This is a genomic window from Lentzea sp. NPDC058436 (assembly GCF_042721515.1).
In the GTDB taxonomy this organism is placed as follows: Bacteria; Actinomycetota; Actinomycetes; order Mycobacteriales; family Pseudonocardiaceae; genus Lentzea.
Genome location: NZ_JBHXLF010000024.1, coordinates 1 through 16,985, shown reverse-complemented (window position 1 = coordinate 16,985; position 16,985 = coordinate 1). Strand labels below are relative to the sequence as shown.

Below are 16,985 nucleotides of genomic sequence, written 5' to 3'. Positions count from 1 at the left end.
GTGCTGGAACGACTCAACGAGGCCATGGCCCGCATCGAGGACGACCTCGAAGGCGAGGTGGACGTCAAGCTGCTCGCACGCATCGCGGGCACCAGCGAGTACCACCTCAGAAGGATGTTCAGCGCGCTGGCGGGGATTCCGCTGAGCGAGTACATCCGGCGGCGCCGGCTCACGAAGGCGGCGAACGAGGTCCTCAGTGGACAGAGTTCGTTGCTCGACATCGCCGTCAGGTGGGGTTACGGGTCCAACGAGGCCTTTGCGCGTGCCTTCAAGGCCATGCACAAGGTGGGGCCTCAGGAGGCCCGTGCCTCGAAGAAGGCGTTGCAGTCGCAGCAGATTCTCACGTTCAGACTGGTTGTCGAGGGGAGTGCGAACATGGAGTACCGGGTCGTCGAGAAGGACGCGTTCCAGGTCGTCGGACGGGGGACGCGGGTGCCATTGGTGCACCTCGGGATGAACCCCGCGATCGTCGAGTTCGTCAAGGGCATCGGGATGCCGACGCTGGAGCGGATGAAGGCGCTCAGTGACGGGGAACCACAAGGGATGCTGGCGCTCACCTACAACCAGGAGGGGGTCGAGGAGGGCTCGATGCTCGACTACTTCCAGGGTGTGGTGACGAGCCAGGACGCGCCGGAGGACATGGAGACCCTGACCGTTCCCAAGGGCACGTGGGCGGTGTTCACGGTCGAGGGGCCTTACCCCGAGACCATCCAGCACATGTGGCGTGACGTGTACACGCAGTGGTTCCCGTCCAACAGCTACGAGAGCGCGGAAGGGCCGTCGATCCTCAAGACGCAGATCAACGGCGATCAGGCCGCAGCGGAGTTGTGGATTCCCGTCACCAGCTGAGGACGAGGCGTTCCATCACGTCTCGCAGTTCCAGCACGGAAAGCCACGACTCGGGGATCACGTCGGCACCGTCCCGGGCGCCCAGGACGTTGCCGCAGATCGAACCCGTCGAGTCGCTGTCGCCCGAGTGGTTCACGGACAGGCGCAGAGCCGACGGGAAGTCCGGCGCCACCAGTGCGGCGTGCAGGCCGATGGCGAGGGCTTCCTCGCCCACCCAGCCGCCGCCCAGTTCGGAGGCGATCTCCTCCGGGGTCAGCGGGCCGAGGCCCATCACCTTGTCCAGCAACGAGGTCTGCTCCTCGTGGCCGTCCCAGCGGACGAGTTCCGCACGGGCGACGCCCACGGCGGTCACCAGGTCCGCGCCGGCCAGCAGCGACTGGACGATCACGGCCAGGGCTCCCGCTGACAGGTAGCCGCTGGGGTGGTGGTGCGTCATCTGGGCCGTGCCCACGGCCAACGAGAACACCTCGCGCACGTCGGTCGACCAGACGGCGACCGGGGCTGCGCGCATCACGCCTCCGCAGCCCTTCGAGTTGTTCTTCTCGTTGTGCTTCAACGCGGTGATGCACGTGTGGCCCGGCGCCCGCCGCGAGTGCAGGCGCCGGTCCGCCATCAGCCAGCCGTCGGAGGCGACGAGCGGGCCGCCCTGCGTGTGCAGCCAGCGCCCGTAGGCGGCCCGCACGGTCAGCAGGGGGTCGACGCCGTGTTCCCTTGCCAGCAGGAGACCTTCGAGCGTGAACAGCACCATCTGGGTGTCGTCGGTGATCTCCAGCGTCGGGAGGTCGACCACGCCGGCCGGGCCGTGCTGGTGACGGATCGTGTCGATCGACGAGAACTCGATCGGCGCGCCCAGGCCGTCACCCACGGCCCCGCCGAGCACGCACCCGAGGAGGCTCACGGCAGGACGATCTTGCCGTCGACCGCCTTCGACGCGATGTCCGAACGGTGGTGCGAGCCGGTGAGGTGGATGTCCGCGACGCGCTTGTAGGCGCGCTCGCGGGCCTTCGACAGCGACTTGCCGGTGCCCACGACCGACAGCACGCGGCCGCCCGCCGAGACCACGGCGCCGTCCTCACGGCGGCGCGTGCCCGCGTGCAGGACGCCTTCCACCTCGGAGCCGGTGATCACGTCACCGGTGCGCGGGCGGTTCGGGTAGCCCTCGGCCGCGACCACGATCGTCACGGCGTAGCCGTTCTCCCACTCCAGGGCCGGAAGCTCTGCGAGAGCGCCGGTCGACGCCGCCAGGAACAGCGCGGAGATCGGCGACTTCAGCAGGGCCAGAACCGACTGCGTCTCCGGGTCGCCGAAGCGGCAGTTGAACTCGATCACCTGCACGCCGGACGACGTCAGCGCCAGGCCCGCGTAGAGCAGGCCGACGAACGGCGTCTCACGGGCACGCAGCTCGTCCACGACGGGCTGCACGCACCGCGTCACGATCTCCGACACCAGGCCCTCCGGCGCCCACGGCAGCGGCGCGTAGGCGCCCATGCCGCCGGTGTTCGGGCCGGCGTCGCCGTCGCCCACGCGCTTGAAGTCCTGCGCCGGGATCAGCGGCACCACGGTCTCGCCGTCGGTGACGCAGAACAGCGACACCTCCGGACCGTCCAGGAACGACTCCAGCAGCACCGGGTGGCCGCCGTCGAGCAACGTCATGGCGTGCGCGCGGGCGGCGGCCAGGTCGGACGTCACCACGACGCCCTTGCCGGCCGCCAGGCCGTCGTCCTTCACGACCCACGTCGGGCCGAAGCGCCCGAGTGCGGCGTCCAGACGGGCCGGGTTGTCCACGACCTCGCTGTGCGCGGTCGGCACCCCCGCGGCGTTCATGACGTCCTTGGCGAACGCCTTGGACCCCTCGATGCAGGCAGCGGCCTTGGACGGGCCGAAGCACGGGATGCCGAGGGCGCGGACCGCATCAGCGGCCCCGACCACCAGCGGTTGTTCGGGGCCGATGACGACGAGGTCGGCCTTCCACTCCTTCGCGAGACCGGCGACGGCCGCAGCGTCGGACACCTCCACGCCGTAGATCTCGGCGTGCCCGGCTATGCCTGCGTTGCCCGGCGCGCACGCCAGGGCAGTCAGCTGCGGGTCGCGCGACAACGCGAGGACAAGGGCATGCTCACGGGCTCCAGACCCGATGACCAGGACGCGCACGAGGCCCCAGAGTAGTTCAGCCCAGCGCCTGCTTCGCCCCTGGGTGCAGCGGGACCGGGTCGGAGGCCGATGCCTTGTCCTTCGAGATGTCCTTCACGGCCGGGTGGACCTTCTCCAGGTCAGCCTTCTTGTCGAAGATCAGCTTCGTGACGGCGCAGGCGTTGTTGGCCGCGAAGTCCTCACGGACGAGGAGCAGGTTCGGCACCACGATCGTGGGAACCTCGGCCACCCCGTAGGTCGCCGCCGGGATCGGCGCCGTGTCGTACACCGGGCTGATCTTCTTCAGCTCCGGCAGCTGCGGGGTGATGTCGATGAACTTGACCCGGTCCTTCAGCGACGTCGTGATGTCGGTGATCTGAGGCGTCGGCAGACCGCCCGACCAGATGAGGCCGTCGATGCTGCCGTCCTTCATGCCGTCGGCGGTCTTGGTCAGGTCGAGGCGCTGCGCCTGCACGTCCGAGTCGATGCTGAGCCCCGCCGACTTCAGCAGGCGCCCCGCGATGACCTCGGTGCCGGACTTGGGCGAGCCGGTCGAGATCCGCTTGCCCTTCATGTCCGCCACGGAGTTGATGCCGGAGTCCGCGCGCACGAGCACCTGCGTGTAGTTCGGGTAGATCCGCGACAGCGCCGCGATCTTCTCCTTCTTGCCCTCGAACGCGCCGGTGCCGTTGACGGCGTCCGCGGCGGTGTCGGCCAGCGAGAACGCGATGTCGTACGTCCCGGACACGAGCTGCTGGATGTTCTGCACCGACGCGCCGGTCTCGGCGGACGACGCCTTCAGCTTCGAGTTGTCGGAGATCAGCTTGGCCAGACCGCCGCCGACCACGAAGTACACACCACCGGAGTTGCCGGTCGCGATCGTGATCCGGCCGTCGGACGCCTCGCAGGACGCGCCGCCACCGGAGGCGTCCGGCGTGGTGGGTGTGCGCTTGCCACCACACCCGGAGACCACGAGCGCCAATGCGATCGCACCGACCGCGTACTTATGCAGCTTCACGAACCCTCCCACGGGTCACCAGGTGTACCGCCACGGCCACCACGAGGAATCCGGCCCCGATGGCGATCGTCAACGGCTGCAGGTAGAGCAGGAACAACGCGGCCGGCACGCACAGGATCCGTTCCGGCCAGCGCGCGGGACCGAACAACCAGCCGCCCGTCAGCACGGCCAGGGCGGCCACCCCCAGCGCGGACGCCCCGAACGCCCACACCGAGTCGAGCAACGGCCCGCGCAGCAGCAGTGAGGAACCGGCGTCGGTCAGCACGAACGCCAGCGGCACGAGGAACGCGGGCAGCGTGTACTTCCACGTCTGCCACATGGTCTTCATCACGTCGCCGCCGGTCAGCGCCGCCGCCGCGACGGCAGCGAGAGCCGTCGGCGGGGTCACCTCGGACAGCACCGCGTAGTAGAAGATGAACATCGCGGTCTCGGCGGGCTCGACGCCCAGCGTGATCAACGCCGGCCCGATCACGACCCACGAGATGATGAACGACGCCGTCACCGGCACGGCGAGCCCGAGCACGGACACCGCCACGGCCGCGAGCACCGCCGTCAGCATCAGGATCACGACGGGTTCGGACGTCAACGCCGACGCCAGGTCCACCAGCGAGCTCGCAAGCGCTTGCCCCAGCCCGGTCTTGGTGATCGTCGAGGTCACCACACCGGCCGCCGCACACACCGCGATCACCGGGAACGCCGACCGCACGCCGACCGACAGCGCGTCCGCGATCAGCCGAAGCCACTCACGCCGGTGGTTGATCAACGCGAACAGCGCGGCCACGCCCGTCGCGTACACGACGGCCTTGTAGACCGGGATGTCCAGCGCCAGGAACACGATGATGATCCCGAGCGACAGGAAGTGGTACCAGCCGAGCTTCAGCACGTCCCAGAAGCGGGGCGCGTCCACGTCGACCGGCCTGGCTCCGAACCGCCGCGCGTCGGCCTCGACGGCCAGCGCGATGCCCAGGTAGTAGAGCAGCGTCGGGATGATCGCCCAGACCAGCACGTCGAGGTACGAGACCTGCAGGTACTCGGCGATGATGAACGCCGCCGCGCCCAGCGTGGGCGGCGACAGGATCGCGCCGATGCCGGACGCCGCAAGCAGCCCGCCCGCGTTCTCCTTGGGATATCCGGCCTTCTGCAGCATCGGCCACGTCACGGCGCCCAGCGACACGGTGGTCGCGGTACCGGAACCCGACACCGTGCCGAGCAGGAAGCCCGCCGTGGCAGCGGTGCGGCCGGGAGCGGTCCGCGACTTGCGGAACGCGGCGAAGCTGACGTCCACGAAGAACTTGCCCGCACCGGAGGCGTTCAGCACGGCGCCGTAGATCGTGAACAGCACGATGTAGGTCGCCGCCACGTCCAGCGGCGTGCCGTAGAACCCGCTGGCGTCGTTGAAGAAACCGTTGATGATCTGCGGGAAGTCGACGCCGGAGTGCGCGATCGACCACGACGGCGGCAGGAACCCGCCGTAGTAGGCGTAGACGATGAACGCGAGGCACACCACCGGGAGCACCCAGCCGGTCGTGCGCCGGCAGGCCTCCAGGATCAGCACCAGCAGCACCGAGCCCGCGATCACGTCGAGCGTCGTGAGCTGGCCCTGGCGGTTCAGGAACTCGTCGAAGCCGCCGAACAGCGGGTACGCGCCGACGACGAAGGCCAGCGCGGCCAGGATCCAGTCCCACCACGGCGGCGTGTGCCCGCGGCCGTACGCGAGGAACACCAGCGGCAGCGTCACCGCCAGGAAGATGATCAGGTAGTACTGGCTTCCCTTGGCGAACGGGAAGAACACCTGCTTGAGCACCAGGAGGGCGATCAGCAGGCCTGCGATCCACAGCGCCCGCTCCCACCTGGGTGAGAGCGAACGCGACGGCATCTCCTCGTCGTGCTCCGCGACGATGCGGGCGAGGTCCGGGTTGGCCACGAACCGACCGTACTGTGGGGCCGATCACAGCCCCAGGGGATCAATCCAAAGGAACTGCAAAGAAGCGGCGGAGGGCCGGGACACGCCCCAGGACGGCGGCACCGTCCACATGGCACCCGGTGCCGGTCCTCACCTCGCCGTGAGCTTCCCCCAAGACGCAAGATAGGCGGCATGGTCGGGCCTGAACTCCTGCTGCTGCTCCTCGGTGCGTTGGTCGTCACGGCCATCGCGCGCCGCTTCAACTGGTCGGCGCCGCTGGTGCTGGTCGCCGTCGGCCTGGTGGTCTCGTTCATACCGGGCGTGCCGGAGTTCGAGCTCGATCCGCACCTGATCCTGCTGGTGGTGCTGCCACCGCTGCTCTACAGCGCCGCGCTGGACAGCTCGTACCTCAACATCCGCGCGAACCTGCGGCCGATCGGCCTGCTCGCGGTCGGGCTGGTGCTGTTCACGACGCTGGTGGTCGGGGTCGTGGCGAAGCTGGTCTTCCCGGACCTGCCGTTCGCGGCGGCGCTGGTGCTGGGCGCGGTCGTGGCGCCGCCGGACGCCGTCGCCGCCGTCGCGATCGGGCGCAAGCTCGGCCTGCAGCGGCGGGCGATGACGTTGCTGGTCGGCGAGAGCCTGATCAACGACGCCACGGCGCTGACGGCGTTCAAGGTCGCGGTGGCGGCCGCGGCGGGCGCGGCGATGCACCCCGTCGAGGGTGTCGGGTTGTTCCTGCTGGTCACGGCCGGTGGTATCGCGGTCGGGCTGGTCGTGGGCGTGGTGGTCAGGTTCCTGCGCAAGCGGCTCTGCGAGGGCGTGCTGGAGAGCGCGCTCGGGATGCTGGTGCCGTTCGGCGCCTACCTGATCGCCGAGGAGGTCGCGCACGTCTCCGGTGTGCTGGCGGTCGTCGTCGCGGGCCTGTACGTCGGCCACCACTCCCCGCGCGGCAAGTACACGACCCGGTTGCAGGACGCGGCGGTCTGGAAGGCGCTGGACGCGCTGCTGGAGGCGTTCGTCTTCGCGCTCATCGGACTGCAGGTGTCGGCGATCATCCGGGACGTCGAGCTCGACGGCGCCCTGCTGCTCGGCGCCGGGGCGGTGCTGCTCGCCGCGATCCTCGCGCGGTTCGTCTGGATGTACCCGGCCACCTACATCCCGAGGTACCTGTCGAAACGCCTGCGCGAGCGCGAACGTCCGCCGCACCTCGGCCAGGTGACGGTGATCGCGTGGGCCGGCATGCGCGGCGTGGTGACGCTGGCCGCGGCGGCCGCGGTGCCGGAGAACGTCCCCGGCCGCGACATCATCCTGTTCTGCGCCTTCGTGGTCACGGTCGCGACCCTGCTGCTGCAGGGCCTGACGCTGCCGTGGGTGATCAACAAGATCGGCTTCGAGGGCGACGACGCCCGCCAGGACGCGCTGGCCGAGGCGCAGGTGCAGCACCGGGCCGCGCAGGCGGCCGTGACCAGGCTGGACGAGGAGATCAGCGACGTCCCCGACCACGTCCGGGACCAGCTGCGCTCGCTCGCCGAGCACAGGGGCAACGCCGCGTGGGAACGGCTCGGGCGCCAGGAGGAGGAGAGCCCGGCGGCCGCTTACCGCAGGCTGCGCCGGGTGATGCTGACCGCCGAACGTGACGAGTTCGTCAAGGCCAGGGACAAGGGCGAGATCGACGACGAGGTGCTGTTCCGGGTGCTGCGCGAACTGGACCTGGAGGAAGCCGCACTCTCCCGTGAGTAACCGTTCACCTGCATTTCGTGTTGCGATGCTTGGGTGCGCTCTCAACACAAAACGGGAGGTCGAACGATGTACCGGAGAGGTCTTGCCGCCGTAGTTCTCGTGTTCGCGGGTGCGGTGGTGGCGTCCCTGCCCTCCGCCTCCGCACACGACGACAAGGGCCCGATCGTCATCGGGCACCGCGGCGCGTCGGCGTACCGGCCGGAGCACACGCTGGCGGCGTACGAGCTCGCGGCACGGATGGGCGCGGACTTCATCGAGCCCGACCTGGTGCCGACCAAGGACGGCAAGCTCGTCGCCCGGCACGAGAACGAGATCGGCGGCACGACCAACGTCGACACGAAGACGCAGTTCGCCGACCGCAAGAAGACCAAGACCATCGACGGCGTCGCGGTCACCGGCTGGTTCACGGAGGACTTCACGCTCGCCGAGCTGAAGACGTTGCGCGCCAAGGAACGCATCCCCGCGATCCGCCCGCGCAACACGCTCTACGACGGCCGCTTCGAGATCCCGACGCTGCAGGAGGTCATCGACCTCTCCAAGCGCCTGTCCCGCGAACTGCACCGCGAGATCGGCATCTACCCGGAGACCAAGCACCCGACGTACTTCAAGTCGATCGGTCTCGCGCTGGAGCCGAAGCTCGTGGACACGTTGAACCGCAGCGGTCTCAACCGGAGCAGCGCCAAGGTCTACGTGCAGTCGTTCGAGGTCGCGAACCTCAAGGAGCTCAACCGGTCCCTGCGGGTGCCGATCGTGCAGCTGATCAACGCCTCGGGCGCGCCGTACGACTTCGTCGCGGGCGGCGACAAGCGCACGTACGCCGACCTCGTCACCCCGGCCGGTCTGCGCGAGGTCCGCAGCTACGCGGACGGTGTCGGGCTGACCAAGGACGTCATCATCCCGCGTGACGCCAACGGTTTCCTCAAGGCGCCGACCACCGTCGTGAAGGACGCCCACAGGGTCGGCCTGATCGTGCACTCGTGGACGTTCCGCAACGAGAACTCGTTCCTGCCGGCGGACTTCCGGTCCTCGACCGACCCGGCCGCGTACGGCCGGGCCTTCGAGGAGTACGACCTGTTCTTCAAGCAGGGCATCGACGGGGTGTTCGCGGACAACCCCGACACGGCCGTGGAGGCCAAGGTCAAGCGTTAGCCAGTGCGAGCGTGCGGTCCCCGTCGAGCAATCCTCGTTGCTTGAGCAGGGGCCGCACGCCCTCGCCGAACCAGTACGCCTCTTCGAGGTGCGGGTAGCCCGACAGCACGAACTCGTCGATGCCGATCGAGTGGTACTCCTCGATCAGGTCGGCGACCTCCGCGTGAGACCCGACCAACGCCGTTCCCGCGCCACCGCGCACGAGCCCGACGCCGGCCCACAGGTTCGGGTAGATCTCCAGACCCCGCACACCCCGGCTCAGGTCACCGCCGTGCAGCGCCAGCATCCGTTGCTGGCCAACGGATTCCGACGCGCCCAGCTGCGCCTGCGCCTTCGCGACGACCTCCGGGTCGAGCGCGTCGAGCAGCTTCGAGGCCACCGCCCACGCCTCCGCGGACGTGTCGCGGCTGATCGTGTGCAGGCGGACGCCGAACCGGATCGGCCGGTCCGTCAGCGCCCGCACCCGCGCGATCTTCTCCGCCACGTCGGCGGGCGGCTCGCCCCACGTCAGGTAGACGTCGGCACGTGCCGCGGCCACCGGCAGAGCGGCGTCGGACGAACCGCCGAAGTAGATCGGCGGCACCGGGTCCGGCGCGGCCAGCAGCGTGGCGTCCTGCACCTGGTAGTGCTTGCCCTGCAACGTGTACGGCTTGCCGGTCCAGATGCCGCGCACGACCTGGAGGAACTCGTCGGTGCGCTCGTAGCGCTGGTCCTTGTCGAGCCAGTCGCCGAACCGTTGCTGCTCGACGGCGTCACCACCGGTCACCACGTTGAGCAACAGCCGCCCACGCGAGATCCGCTGGTACGTCGAGGCCATCTGCGCGGCCAGCGTCGGTGACAGCACGCCCGGCCGGAACGCCACGAGGAACTTCAGCGTCTTCGTCTGCGCGATCAACGCGGCCGTGGTCAGCCACGCGTCCTCGCACCACGTGCCGGTCGGCGTGAGCACGCCGGTGAACCCGACCTGCTCGGCCGTGCGCGCGATCTGCGCCAGGTAGTCGATGTCGGGGTCGCGACGGGCTCCGGCAGCCGGTGCGCGGTTGGCGTGGAAGTGCTCCACGACCGTGCGGCCGTCACCGGACGTCGGCAGGAACCAGTGCAGCGTGATGCTCATGCGAGATCTCCCTGGAACCGCGTGTCCACGAACTTCGCGAAGTCGACCTTGCCGGGCAACGTCTTGTCCTCGGTGAACGCGTCCGCGAGCTCCTGCTCCGACTTGATCACGGTGTCGTCCAGCTTCACCACCGTGTCGCCGTTGCGGTTCACGGCGGCCAGCGCGACCTCGTACTTGAGACCGGTCTCGGCCGACCACGCCTTCGCCCACTCCTCACGGTGCGTGTCGGCCCACTTCTGCGCCTTGTAGTACCGGATCAGGTACTCCTTGAGCGCCGGGTTCTTCCCCTTGTCGTCCAACGCCTTGCGGCCCGCGACCTGGAAGCCGTACCCGTTCGACTTGCCCTCGCCCGTCGTCAGCACACGGGCCTTGGCCTCCTGCTGCGCCTGCGCGGTGTAGGGGTCCCAGACCGCCCACGCGTCGACCTTGCCCTGCGTGAACGCGCCGTACGCGTCGGCGGGCTGCAGGAAGTTGAGCGTGACGTCCTTGGTCGTGAGACCTGCCGCGCGCAACGTCAGCAGGATCTGCCCGTGGGCCGAACTCCCCTTGGCCACGGCGATGTTCTTGCCCCTGAGGTCGCTGACCGACCGCAGCGGCGAGTTCTCCGGCACCAGGATCGCGTCGGCCTCGACCTCACCCTTGGACACGCCGACGGCGGCGATCTTGGCGTTCGCCGCGGCGGCGAAGATCGGCGGTGTGTTGCCGACCGCGCCGACGTCGATCGCGCCGGCGGACGCCGCTTCGAGCAGGGGCGGGCCGGAGGTGAACGTCGACCACTCGATCTTGTACGGGAAGTCGTTGAGCAGACCGGCCGCGGCCAGCACCGACTTCGCGCCGCCCTTCTGGTCACCGACCTTGAGCACGACGTCGCCGGGCGGCGTGTCCTGCGGCTGCGCGGCCGTCGAGCATCCGGTCGCGAAGAGGATCGCGGCGAGGAGAGCCAGGAGCTTTCGATTAGGCAGCTTCTTCAACGTCCACTCCCAGATCGGCGAGCACGCGGGTGCGTTGCTCCACAACGGAGGCCCGGCGGCGCGGGCGGGGCAGGTCGACGTGGTGCGTGGCGACGATCCGGCCCTCGTCGATCACGAGGACGCGGTCGGCGAGCAGCAACGCCTCGTCGACGTCGTGCGTCACGAGCAGCACGGCGGGCTTGTGCCTGATCCACAGGTCTTCCACCAGGTGGTGCATGGCGAGCCTGGTCAACGCGTCGAGCGCGCCGAACGGTTCGTCGAGCAGCAGCACGTCCGGCTCGCGCACCAACGCCCGTGCGAGCGAGACCCGTTGCGCCTCTCCGCCGGACAGCGTCAGCGGCCACGCGTCGGCGTGGTCGGTCAGCCGCACCTCCTCCAGCGCCTTCAGGGCGACCGCGCGCCCGTCCGGCCTGTGCAGGCCCAGCGCGATGTTCTTCCAGACCCTGCGCCACGGCAGCAGGCGCGGCTGCTGGAACGCGATCGACACCGTGCCGGGGACCTCCGCAGTGCCCGCGACCTCGCGGTCGAGGCCGGCGAGGATCCGCAGCAACGTCGACTTGCCGCAACCGCTGCGTCCGAGCAGTGCCACGAACTCTCCGGGCTCGACCTCCAGGTCGATGCCGTCCAGCACCGTCCGGGGGCCGAAAGCCTTGGTCAGGCCGCGCACGTTCACCGCTTTTGCCATCGCAGGACCCTCCTCTCCAGCAGCCGCACCAGGGCGTCCGTCGTGAGGCCGAGCAGCGCGTAGACCACGAGGCCGACGACCACGACGTCGGTGCGGAGGAACTCACGGGCGTTGTTGATCAGGAAGCCGAGACCGGCGTCGGCGTTGATCTGCTCGGCGACGATCAGCGACAGCCAGGCGGTGCCGAACGCGATCCGCAGTCCCACCAGGGTCTGCGGCACGGCGGACGGCAGCACGACGTGCACGATCCGTTCGAAACGGCTGTAGCCCAGCACCTTCGCGGCCTCGACCAGGCCGGGATCGGTCTGCCGGATGCCCGCGTGCAGGTTGAGGTAGAGCGGGAACGCGACACCGGACGCGACGAGCGCGAGCTTGGGTTCCTCGCCGATCCCGAACCACAGGATGAACAGCGGGATCAGGCCGAGGTGCGGCAGCGTGCGCAACATCTGGACGGGAGGGTCCAGCAGTGTTTCGCCCCAGCGGGAAAGGCCGGAGGCGAGTCCCAGAACAACACCCGCGAGACCACCGATGAGAAATCCGAAGAAAACGCGCGTGATCGACACGGCGAACGCTTCGCCCAATTGGCCGTCCGCGATGAGCTCACCGGCGGATTCGGCGATGGTGACGGGAGAGGCGAGTTTGTCGGGTGACAACACACCCGTTGAGCTGGCCAGTTGCCACAGCAGGACCAGCGCGATCGGGCTGATCCAGCGCAGTGGCAGCTTCAGTTTTCGCGCCGGTTTCGGCGGCGCGGATTCAGCCCGCGCGGCTACGCCTGCTATGGACAAGGTCATAGGCAGGAAGTACAGGCGAGTGGAACAAGTGAGTCAACGACGCCCAAATCCTGAAAACGCGTCGGACGTAGAGCTAATCGGACGTGGGTGGTTTCCCAGATTCCGGAAACCACCCACGCCGTGTGCTATCAGCCGAGCACGTCGTGGCGCACGATCGTCTGGTCGCGGCCGGGGCCGACGCCGATCGCGGAGACGCGGGCGCCGATGATGCTCTCCAGGTGCTCCACGTACGCCTTGGCGTTCGCGGGCAGCTCGTCGAACGTGCGGCAGTGCGAGATGTCCTCGAACCAGCCGGGGAGCTCCTCGTAGACCGGGACGGCGTGGTGCACGTCGGTCTGCGTCATCGGCATCTCGTCGACGCGGCGACCGTCCACTTCGTACGCGACGCAGACCGGCACCTTCTCCAGGCCCGACAGCACGTCGAGCTTGGTGAGGAAGTAGTCGGTGATGCCGTTGACGCGGCTCGCGTACCGGGCGATCACGGCGTCGAACCAGCCGGTGCGCCTGCTGCGACCGGTCGTGACGCCGAACTCGCCGCCCTGCTTGCGCAGGTACTCGCCCTGGTCGTCGTTGAGCTCCGTCGGGAAGGGACCGGAGCCGACGCGGGTCGTGTACGCCTTCAGGATGCCGATCACGGTGCTGATGCGCGTCGGGCCGACACCGGAGCCGACCGTCGCGCCACCGGACGTCGGGTTCGAGGACGTGACGAACGGGTAGGTGCCGTGGTCGACGTCGAGCAGCGTGCCCTGCGAGCCCTCCAGCACGACGATCTCGTCGCGGTCGAGGGCCTGGTTGAGCAGCAGGCGCGTGTCGGCGATGCGGTGCACGAAGTGCTGGCCGTGCTCCAGGACCTGGTCGACGACCTGGTCCGCGTCGAGCGCCTTGCGGTTGTAGACCTTGACCAGCACCTGGTTCTTGAAGTCCAGGGCGGCCTCGACCTTCTGGCGCAGGATCTTCTCGTCCAGCAGGTCCTGCACGCGGACGCCGACGCGGGCGAGCTTGTCCTGGTAGGCGGGGCCGATGCCACGACCGGTCGTGCCGATCTTCGCCTTGCCCAGGTAGCGCTCGGTCACCTTGTCGATGGCCACGTGGTACGGCATGATCAAGTGCGCGTCCGACGAGATCAGCAGCCCGCTGGTGTCGACGCCCTTCTCCTCCAGGCCCGCGAGCTCCGTGAGCAGCACGCCGGGGTCGACCACGACACCGTTGCCGATCACGTTCTTCACGCCGGGCGTGAGGATGCCGGACGGGATGAGGTGCAGGGCGAACTTCTGACCGTCCGGGAGGACGACGGTGTGACCCGCGTTGTTGCCGCCCTGGTAGCGAACGATCCACTGGACACGCTCACCGAGGATGTCGGTGGCCTTGCCCTTGCCCTCATCGCCCCACTGGGCACCGATCAGCACGACGGCCGGCATGTGAAACTCCAAGCACTTGGACTGGTTCGAGCGAATGCCGGTAAGTGAGGGTAGACCAGGAGATGACCGTGCGCGGAATCGTGTTGGCCTGCGGAAACACGCAGTCGCCAATGATCGCTCAACGTGACGACGTGGTGGCCGTCCCCGCACGCCCCGGCAAGGACCACGTTGATCAACATCTGGACGCTCCGCGACTCGTCGTGGTGGGCACCGACGCCGACCTCGCCGCGGTGGCGTTGAGGTTGCTGCGCAAGGAAAAGCTCGACTCGGTGGCACTCGGCTACGTGCCCGTCGCCGATTCGTCCGTTGCCGCGCTTTGGGGGCTTTCGACCGATCCCGGCCGCGCCCTCGACGTCGCCCTGAACGGTGACGTGGATCCCGTTCCGCTCGTCCGCGACGACGTCGGAGGAGTGCTGGTGGGTCTCGGCGTGTTGTCACCGGTTCGTGGCGTTGGTTACAGCGACGCGGACAACGTGCTGCGCGGCCAGGCCTCCCGGATCGAGTGCACGCCCGACCCCGAGGGCGGTCTCGGGCTCCGGATCCGGATCGTGAACAAGCGCCTGCTCGGCTCGAAGGTCCGGGAGAGCCACCCGCGCGCGTTCCAGCTCGGGTGCCTGCCCACGACCGCGGTCCAGGACGGCCACAAGCACCCGCGCCCGGTCGACAAGTGGACCTGGTACCGGCACACCGAGGACTTGAGGCTCGTCCGAGGCGTCTAGCCGTCCGCTAGTCATTCACTTGAGTGTCACTCAAAGGTATTGCGTGATTTCATAATGTGACTGAGGGTAGGCCCGATCACTTTCCAACAAGGAAGGTCGGGCCGATGTCAAAAGTTAACCGAACCATTGGTGTTTTAGTTGCCACCGCAGCTCTCACCTTCGGTTTTGTTTCCCCTGCACTCGCGACACCGCCGAACATCCCCAGCACCGCCACCGCGAAGTCGGAACTGGCCGGCCTCACGGTCCGCGCCGACGGCTCGATGACGGGCTATTCGCGCGACAAGTTCCCGCACTGGATCACCCAGTCGGGCACCTGCAACACCCGCGAGGCCGTGCTGAAGCGCGACGGCACGAACGTCGTGACGGACTCCGCCTGCGCCGCCACCTCGGGCCGCTGGTTCTCCCCCTACGACGGCGCCACGTGGTCCGCGGCCTCCGACGTGGACATCGACCACATCGTCCCTCTGGCGGCCGCCTGGAGGTCAGGAGCGGCGTCCTGGACCACCGCGCAGCGCCAGTCGTTCGCGAACGACATGTCCGGCCCGCAGCTGATCGCCGTCACGGACAACGTGAACCAGGCGAAGGGCGACCAGACTCCGGCCACGTGGAAGCCGCCGCTGACGTCCTACTGGTGCACCTACGCCAAGATGTGGGTACACACCAAGTACCGCTGGAGCCTCAGCGTGAACTCGGCGGAGAAGACCGAACTGACGGGCATGCTCGGAAGGTGCTGATGGCGTCCCACTCCACGCTTTTCGTAGCGGGCCCCGGTGGCGTGATGACCGACGAGGTCGGCGTCGTCACCGGAGACCTGGAACTGTGCACGGACCTTTCCGACGACGGAAAGCTGCGCGCGCTGGTCCGTTACGAGGGCGCGGAGGAGTGGTACGCGATCACGGGCGCTTCGTGCGTCCTCGTTGATCCTCGCGATCACGAGCAGGTGCATTCTCTTCTCGTGGGCCTTCTGAACCGGCCGGAGGGCTGAGAGGCGGCAACGCCTCCATCGCCTCACTCCGGCTCAGCCCCGTCGCCTGCAGCAGGTCCACCGCCACACTCCGGATCTGCGCCAGCACGACCTTGGACGAGAACCCGTCCCCACCGAGACGCCGCGCGGTGAGAGCCCGCGCGGCGTCCCGCACGGCCTCCCTGGTTCGTTTGGGCTCTTGGCCCTTCTCCAACTCGCCCTTCAGGCAGTCCACGGCGTCCGCGTACTCCTTGAGCACGTCAGGCACCCCGTCCGGAATCCGCTCGTCGGCCTTCAACGCGGCCATGGTGCGTCGGGCGAGCACGCGGGTGTTCCGGATCGCGTAGTCAACCGGCCCGGCCGCCGCCTGGTACCTGCTCAACTCGTCTTTCGACCGCCACCGGATGGGCGCGATCTTCGCGATCTCACTACCGGTCTGCAGCGCGGCCTTGTAGTCGTCGATGGTCGTCTGGCTGGTCCGCAGCTCGGCCAGCACCCCGGCGGCCTTGACCGCGTCCTTCTCGTCGAGCGCCTGGGCGATGTTCCGCAACGCCCCGCTGAGCGTGTTCGTGAGCGCCTTGAGCTGCCGCTGCGCCACCGTCACAGGATTGGCGGGGATGAGCGCCGCCACCGCAAGCCCGACAAGCCCACCGGTCAACGCGTCGATCATCCGGTCGAACCCACCACCAGCACTGGGCGGCAACAACGTCGCCACCAGCACCGCACTGCTCCCGGCCTGCAACGCGATGACCGACCCGCCGTCCAGCAACACGGCCGCCGACATGGCCAACGCCACGACCAGCGCGATCTGCCAGGGCCCGCTCCCGATCCAACTGATCAGCGCGTCCCCGACCCCCACACCGACAGACACGCCGACAACCAGCTCACCAACCCGCCGCAACCGCTGCCCGAGCGAAACCCCAAGGCACACCACAGCAGCAATGGGCGCGAAGAACGGGTGCGCGTGCCCGATGAGCATGGTCGCCACCACCCAGGCCAACCCGGCGGACAGGGCACTTTGGACGATCGGCAACGCGGCCCCGCGCCACCGCCCGAGCCCACGCCCGACCGCTTCCTTGACCGCGCCCACCACTTCACTCCGCCCGCTAGTCCTCGGATGCCCGCCGCCAGTCTCGAACCAACGGCCACCGGTCACAACCGGCGGTCAGGCTTTTCCTTGCCGAAGGGCAAGCAAACTCACATGCGCCGCGAGGGGGCGAGGTGGTGGAGGGAGAGAGGTCGGGCGAGGTGGGCGCGCGGAGGCGAAGGCGGGAGGCGAAGGCGGGCGCGCGGAGAGGGGTAAGGGAGGCGAGGAGGAGGGCGGGCGCAGAGGGGAGGAGGGAGGGCGAGTTGGGACGGGAGGGTGGCGGTGGGCGGTGCGGGGACAGGCGGCGGTGCGATGCCGCAGGCGAGCCGTCTTTACCAAGAGGAACCGGCGGTGGGGTCCCATCACGAGTCGCGCCATAGCTCTTGCTGCATGTGAGAAGGGGGGTTGTGCGGGGTGAGCCAATTCCACAGTTGAGGCCCCACC

The 16,985-nt window shown here is 68.8% G+C and carries 15 protein-coding genes; 5 read left to right on the top strand and 10 right to left on the bottom strand.

From position 1 onward, the window contains the following. A complete protein-coding gene (locus tag ACFWN2_RS40490) occupies nucleotides 1-849 on the top strand; it encodes a GyrI-like domain-containing protein (protein WP_382435876.1) in 849 nt (282 codons plus the stop codon). Here the strand turns inward: ACFWN2_RS40490 and ACFWN2_RS40485 are convergent. From ACFWN2_RS40485 to ACFWN2_RS40470, 4 genes are read right to left on the bottom strand one after another with little or no spacing between them, the layout of a single operon-like run. Next, the gene (locus tag ACFWN2_RS40485) at nucleotides 839-1,747 is read right to left on the bottom strand and encodes an ADP-ribosylglycohydrolase family protein (protein WP_382435875.1); all 909 of its coding nucleotides are present in this window, start codon (nucleotides 1,745-1,747) and stop codon (nucleotides 839-841) included. The two genes, ACFWN2_RS40490 and ACFWN2_RS40485, sit on opposite strands and share 11 nt — an antisense overlap. After that, entirely contained in the window at nucleotides 1,744-3,000 is a 1,257-nt protein-coding gene (purD, locus tag ACFWN2_RS40480) for a phosphoribosylamine--glycine ligase (protein WP_382435874.1), read from the bottom strand. Before purD ends, ACFWN2_RS40485 begins: the two co-directional genes overlap by 4 nt. 16 nt (nucleotides 3,001-3,016) lie before the next feature. Further along, nucleotides 3,017-3,997, bottom strand: a complete 981-nt coding sequence (locus tag ACFWN2_RS40475) for a TAXI family TRAP transporter solute-binding subunit (RefSeq protein ID WP_382435873.1) — start codon at nucleotides 3,995-3,997, stop codon at nucleotides 3,017-3,019. After that, nucleotides 3,984-5,873, bottom strand: coding sequence for a TRAP transporter permease (locus ACFWN2_RS40470; RefSeq protein WP_382435976.1), 1,890 nt, complete (start codon nucleotides 5,871-5,873; stop codon nucleotides 3,984-3,986). The genes ACFWN2_RS40475 and ACFWN2_RS40470 overlap by 14 nt, the downstream gene beginning before the upstream one ends. 219 nt (nucleotides 5,874-6,092) lie before the next feature. Between ACFWN2_RS40470 and ACFWN2_RS40465 the strand changes: the two genes are divergently transcribed. Both ACFWN2_RS40465 and ACFWN2_RS40460 read left to right on the top strand, forming a co-directional pair. Then, a complete protein-coding gene (locus ACFWN2_RS40465) occupies nucleotides 6,093-7,640 on the top strand; it encodes a Na+/H+ antiporter (protein WP_382435872.1) in 1,548 nt (515 codons plus the stop codon). Nucleotides 7,641-7,706: 66 nt separating this feature from the next. Beyond that, nucleotides 7,707-8,789: a glycerophosphodiester phosphodiesterase gene (locus ACFWN2_RS40460; protein WP_382435871.1), complete on the top strand. Its 1,083-nt coding sequence runs from the start codon at nucleotides 7,707-7,709 to the stop codon at nucleotides 8,787-8,789. Here ACFWN2_RS40460 and ACFWN2_RS40455 read toward each other — a convergent pair. From ACFWN2_RS40455 to ACFWN2_RS40435, 5 genes are all read right to left on the bottom strand, one after another. Further along, nucleotides 8,779-9,903 carry an LLM class flavin-dependent oxidoreductase gene (locus ACFWN2_RS40455; protein ID WP_382435870.1) on the bottom strand — a complete coding sequence of 375 codons (1,125 nt, stop codon included), beginning with the start codon at nucleotides 9,901-9,903 and terminating at the stop codon, nucleotides 8,779-8,781. The genes ACFWN2_RS40460 and ACFWN2_RS40455 overlap by 11 nt on opposite strands. Then, nucleotides 9,900-10,865, bottom strand: coding sequence for an ABC transporter substrate-binding protein (locus ACFWN2_RS40450; RefSeq protein ID WP_382435975.1), 966 nt, complete (start codon nucleotides 10,863-10,865; stop codon nucleotides 9,900-9,902). The genes ACFWN2_RS40455 and ACFWN2_RS40450 overlap by 4 nt, the downstream gene beginning before the upstream one ends. Next, nucleotides 10,858-11,559 carry an ABC transporter ATP-binding protein gene (locus ACFWN2_RS40445; RefSeq protein ID WP_382435869.1) on the bottom strand — a complete coding sequence of 234 codons (702 nt, stop codon included), beginning with the start codon at nucleotides 11,557-11,559 and terminating at the stop codon, nucleotides 10,858-10,860. Before ACFWN2_RS40445 ends, ACFWN2_RS40450 begins: the two co-directional genes overlap by 8 nt. Then, on the bottom strand, nucleotides 11,544-12,353 hold the full coding sequence (locus ACFWN2_RS40440) for an ABC transporter permease (RefSeq protein WP_382435868.1): 810 nt from the start codon (nucleotides 12,351-12,353) through the stop codon (nucleotides 11,544-11,546). Before ACFWN2_RS40440 ends, ACFWN2_RS40445 begins: the two co-directional genes overlap by 16 nt. Before the next feature lie 128 nt (nucleotides 12,354-12,481). Next, nucleotides 12,482-13,771 carry an adenylosuccinate synthase gene (locus ACFWN2_RS40435; RefSeq protein ID WP_382435867.1) on the bottom strand — a complete coding sequence of 430 codons (1,290 nt, stop codon included), beginning with the start codon at nucleotides 13,769-13,771 and terminating at the stop codon, nucleotides 12,482-12,484. Between the two features lie 110 nt (nucleotides 13,772-13,881). On the opposite strand from ACFWN2_RS40435, the gene ACFWN2_RS40430 reads away from it, so the two are divergent. Then, nucleotides 13,882-14,490 (top strand): hypothetical protein, encoded by a 609-nt coding sequence (locus ACFWN2_RS40430; protein WP_382435866.1) that lies wholly within the window; start codon nucleotides 13,882-13,884, stop codon nucleotides 14,488-14,490. A 104-nt stretch (nucleotides 14,491-14,594) separates the two neighbouring features. Continuing rightward, nucleotides 14,595-15,224 (top strand): HNH endonuclease family protein, encoded by a 630-nt coding sequence (locus tag ACFWN2_RS40425; protein ID WP_382435865.1) that lies wholly within the window; start codon nucleotides 14,595-14,597, stop codon nucleotides 15,222-15,224. Between the two features lie 159 nt (nucleotides 15,225-15,383). Here ACFWN2_RS40425 and ACFWN2_RS40420 read toward each other — a convergent pair whose 3' ends face one another. Further along, nucleotides 15,384-16,544, bottom strand: coding sequence for an aromatic acid exporter family protein (locus tag ACFWN2_RS40420; protein ID WP_382435863.1), 1,161 nt, complete (start codon nucleotides 16,542-16,544; stop codon nucleotides 15,384-15,386). Between the last annotated feature and the right edge of the window lie 441 nt (nucleotides 16,545-16,985).

Bases quoted from the DNA above. Each gene is read 5' to 3' on its own strand.
- ACFWN2_RS40445 (WP_382435869.1), bottom strand. From the start codon at position 11,559: ATGGCAAAAGCGGTGAACGTGCGCGGCCTGACCAAGGCTTTCGGCCCC.
- ACFWN2_RS40455 (WP_382435870.1), bottom strand. From the start codon at position 9,903: ATGAGCATCACGCTGCACTGGTTCCTGCCGACGTCCGGTGACGGCCGC.
- ACFWN2_RS40435 (WP_382435867.1), bottom strand. From the start codon at position 13,771: ATGCCGGCCGTCGTGCTGATCGGTGCCCAGTGGGGCGATGAGGGCAAG.
- ACFWN2_RS40460 (WP_382435871.1), top strand. From the start codon at position 7,707: ATGTACCGGAGAGGTCTTGCCGCCGTAGTTCTCGTGTTCGCGGGTGCG.
- ACFWN2_RS40425 (WP_382435865.1), top strand. From the start codon at position 14,595: ATGTCAAAAGTTAACCGAACCATTGGTGTTTTAGTTGCCACCGCAGCT.
- ACFWN2_RS40430 (WP_382435866.1), top strand. From the start codon at position 13,882: ATGATCGCTCAACGTGACGACGTGGTGGCCGTCCCCGCACGCCCCGGC.
- ACFWN2_RS40440 (WP_382435868.1), bottom strand. From the start codon at position 12,353: ATGACCTTGTCCATAGCAGGCGTAGCCGCGCGGGCTGAATCCGCGCCG.
- ACFWN2_RS40470 (WP_382435976.1), bottom strand. From the start codon at position 5,873: ATGCCGTCGCGTTCGCTCTCACCCAGGTGGGAGCGGGCGCTGTGGATC.
- ACFWN2_RS40465 (WP_382435872.1), top strand. From the start codon at position 6,093: ATGGTCGGGCCTGAACTCCTGCTGCTGCTCCTCGGTGCGTTGGTCGTC.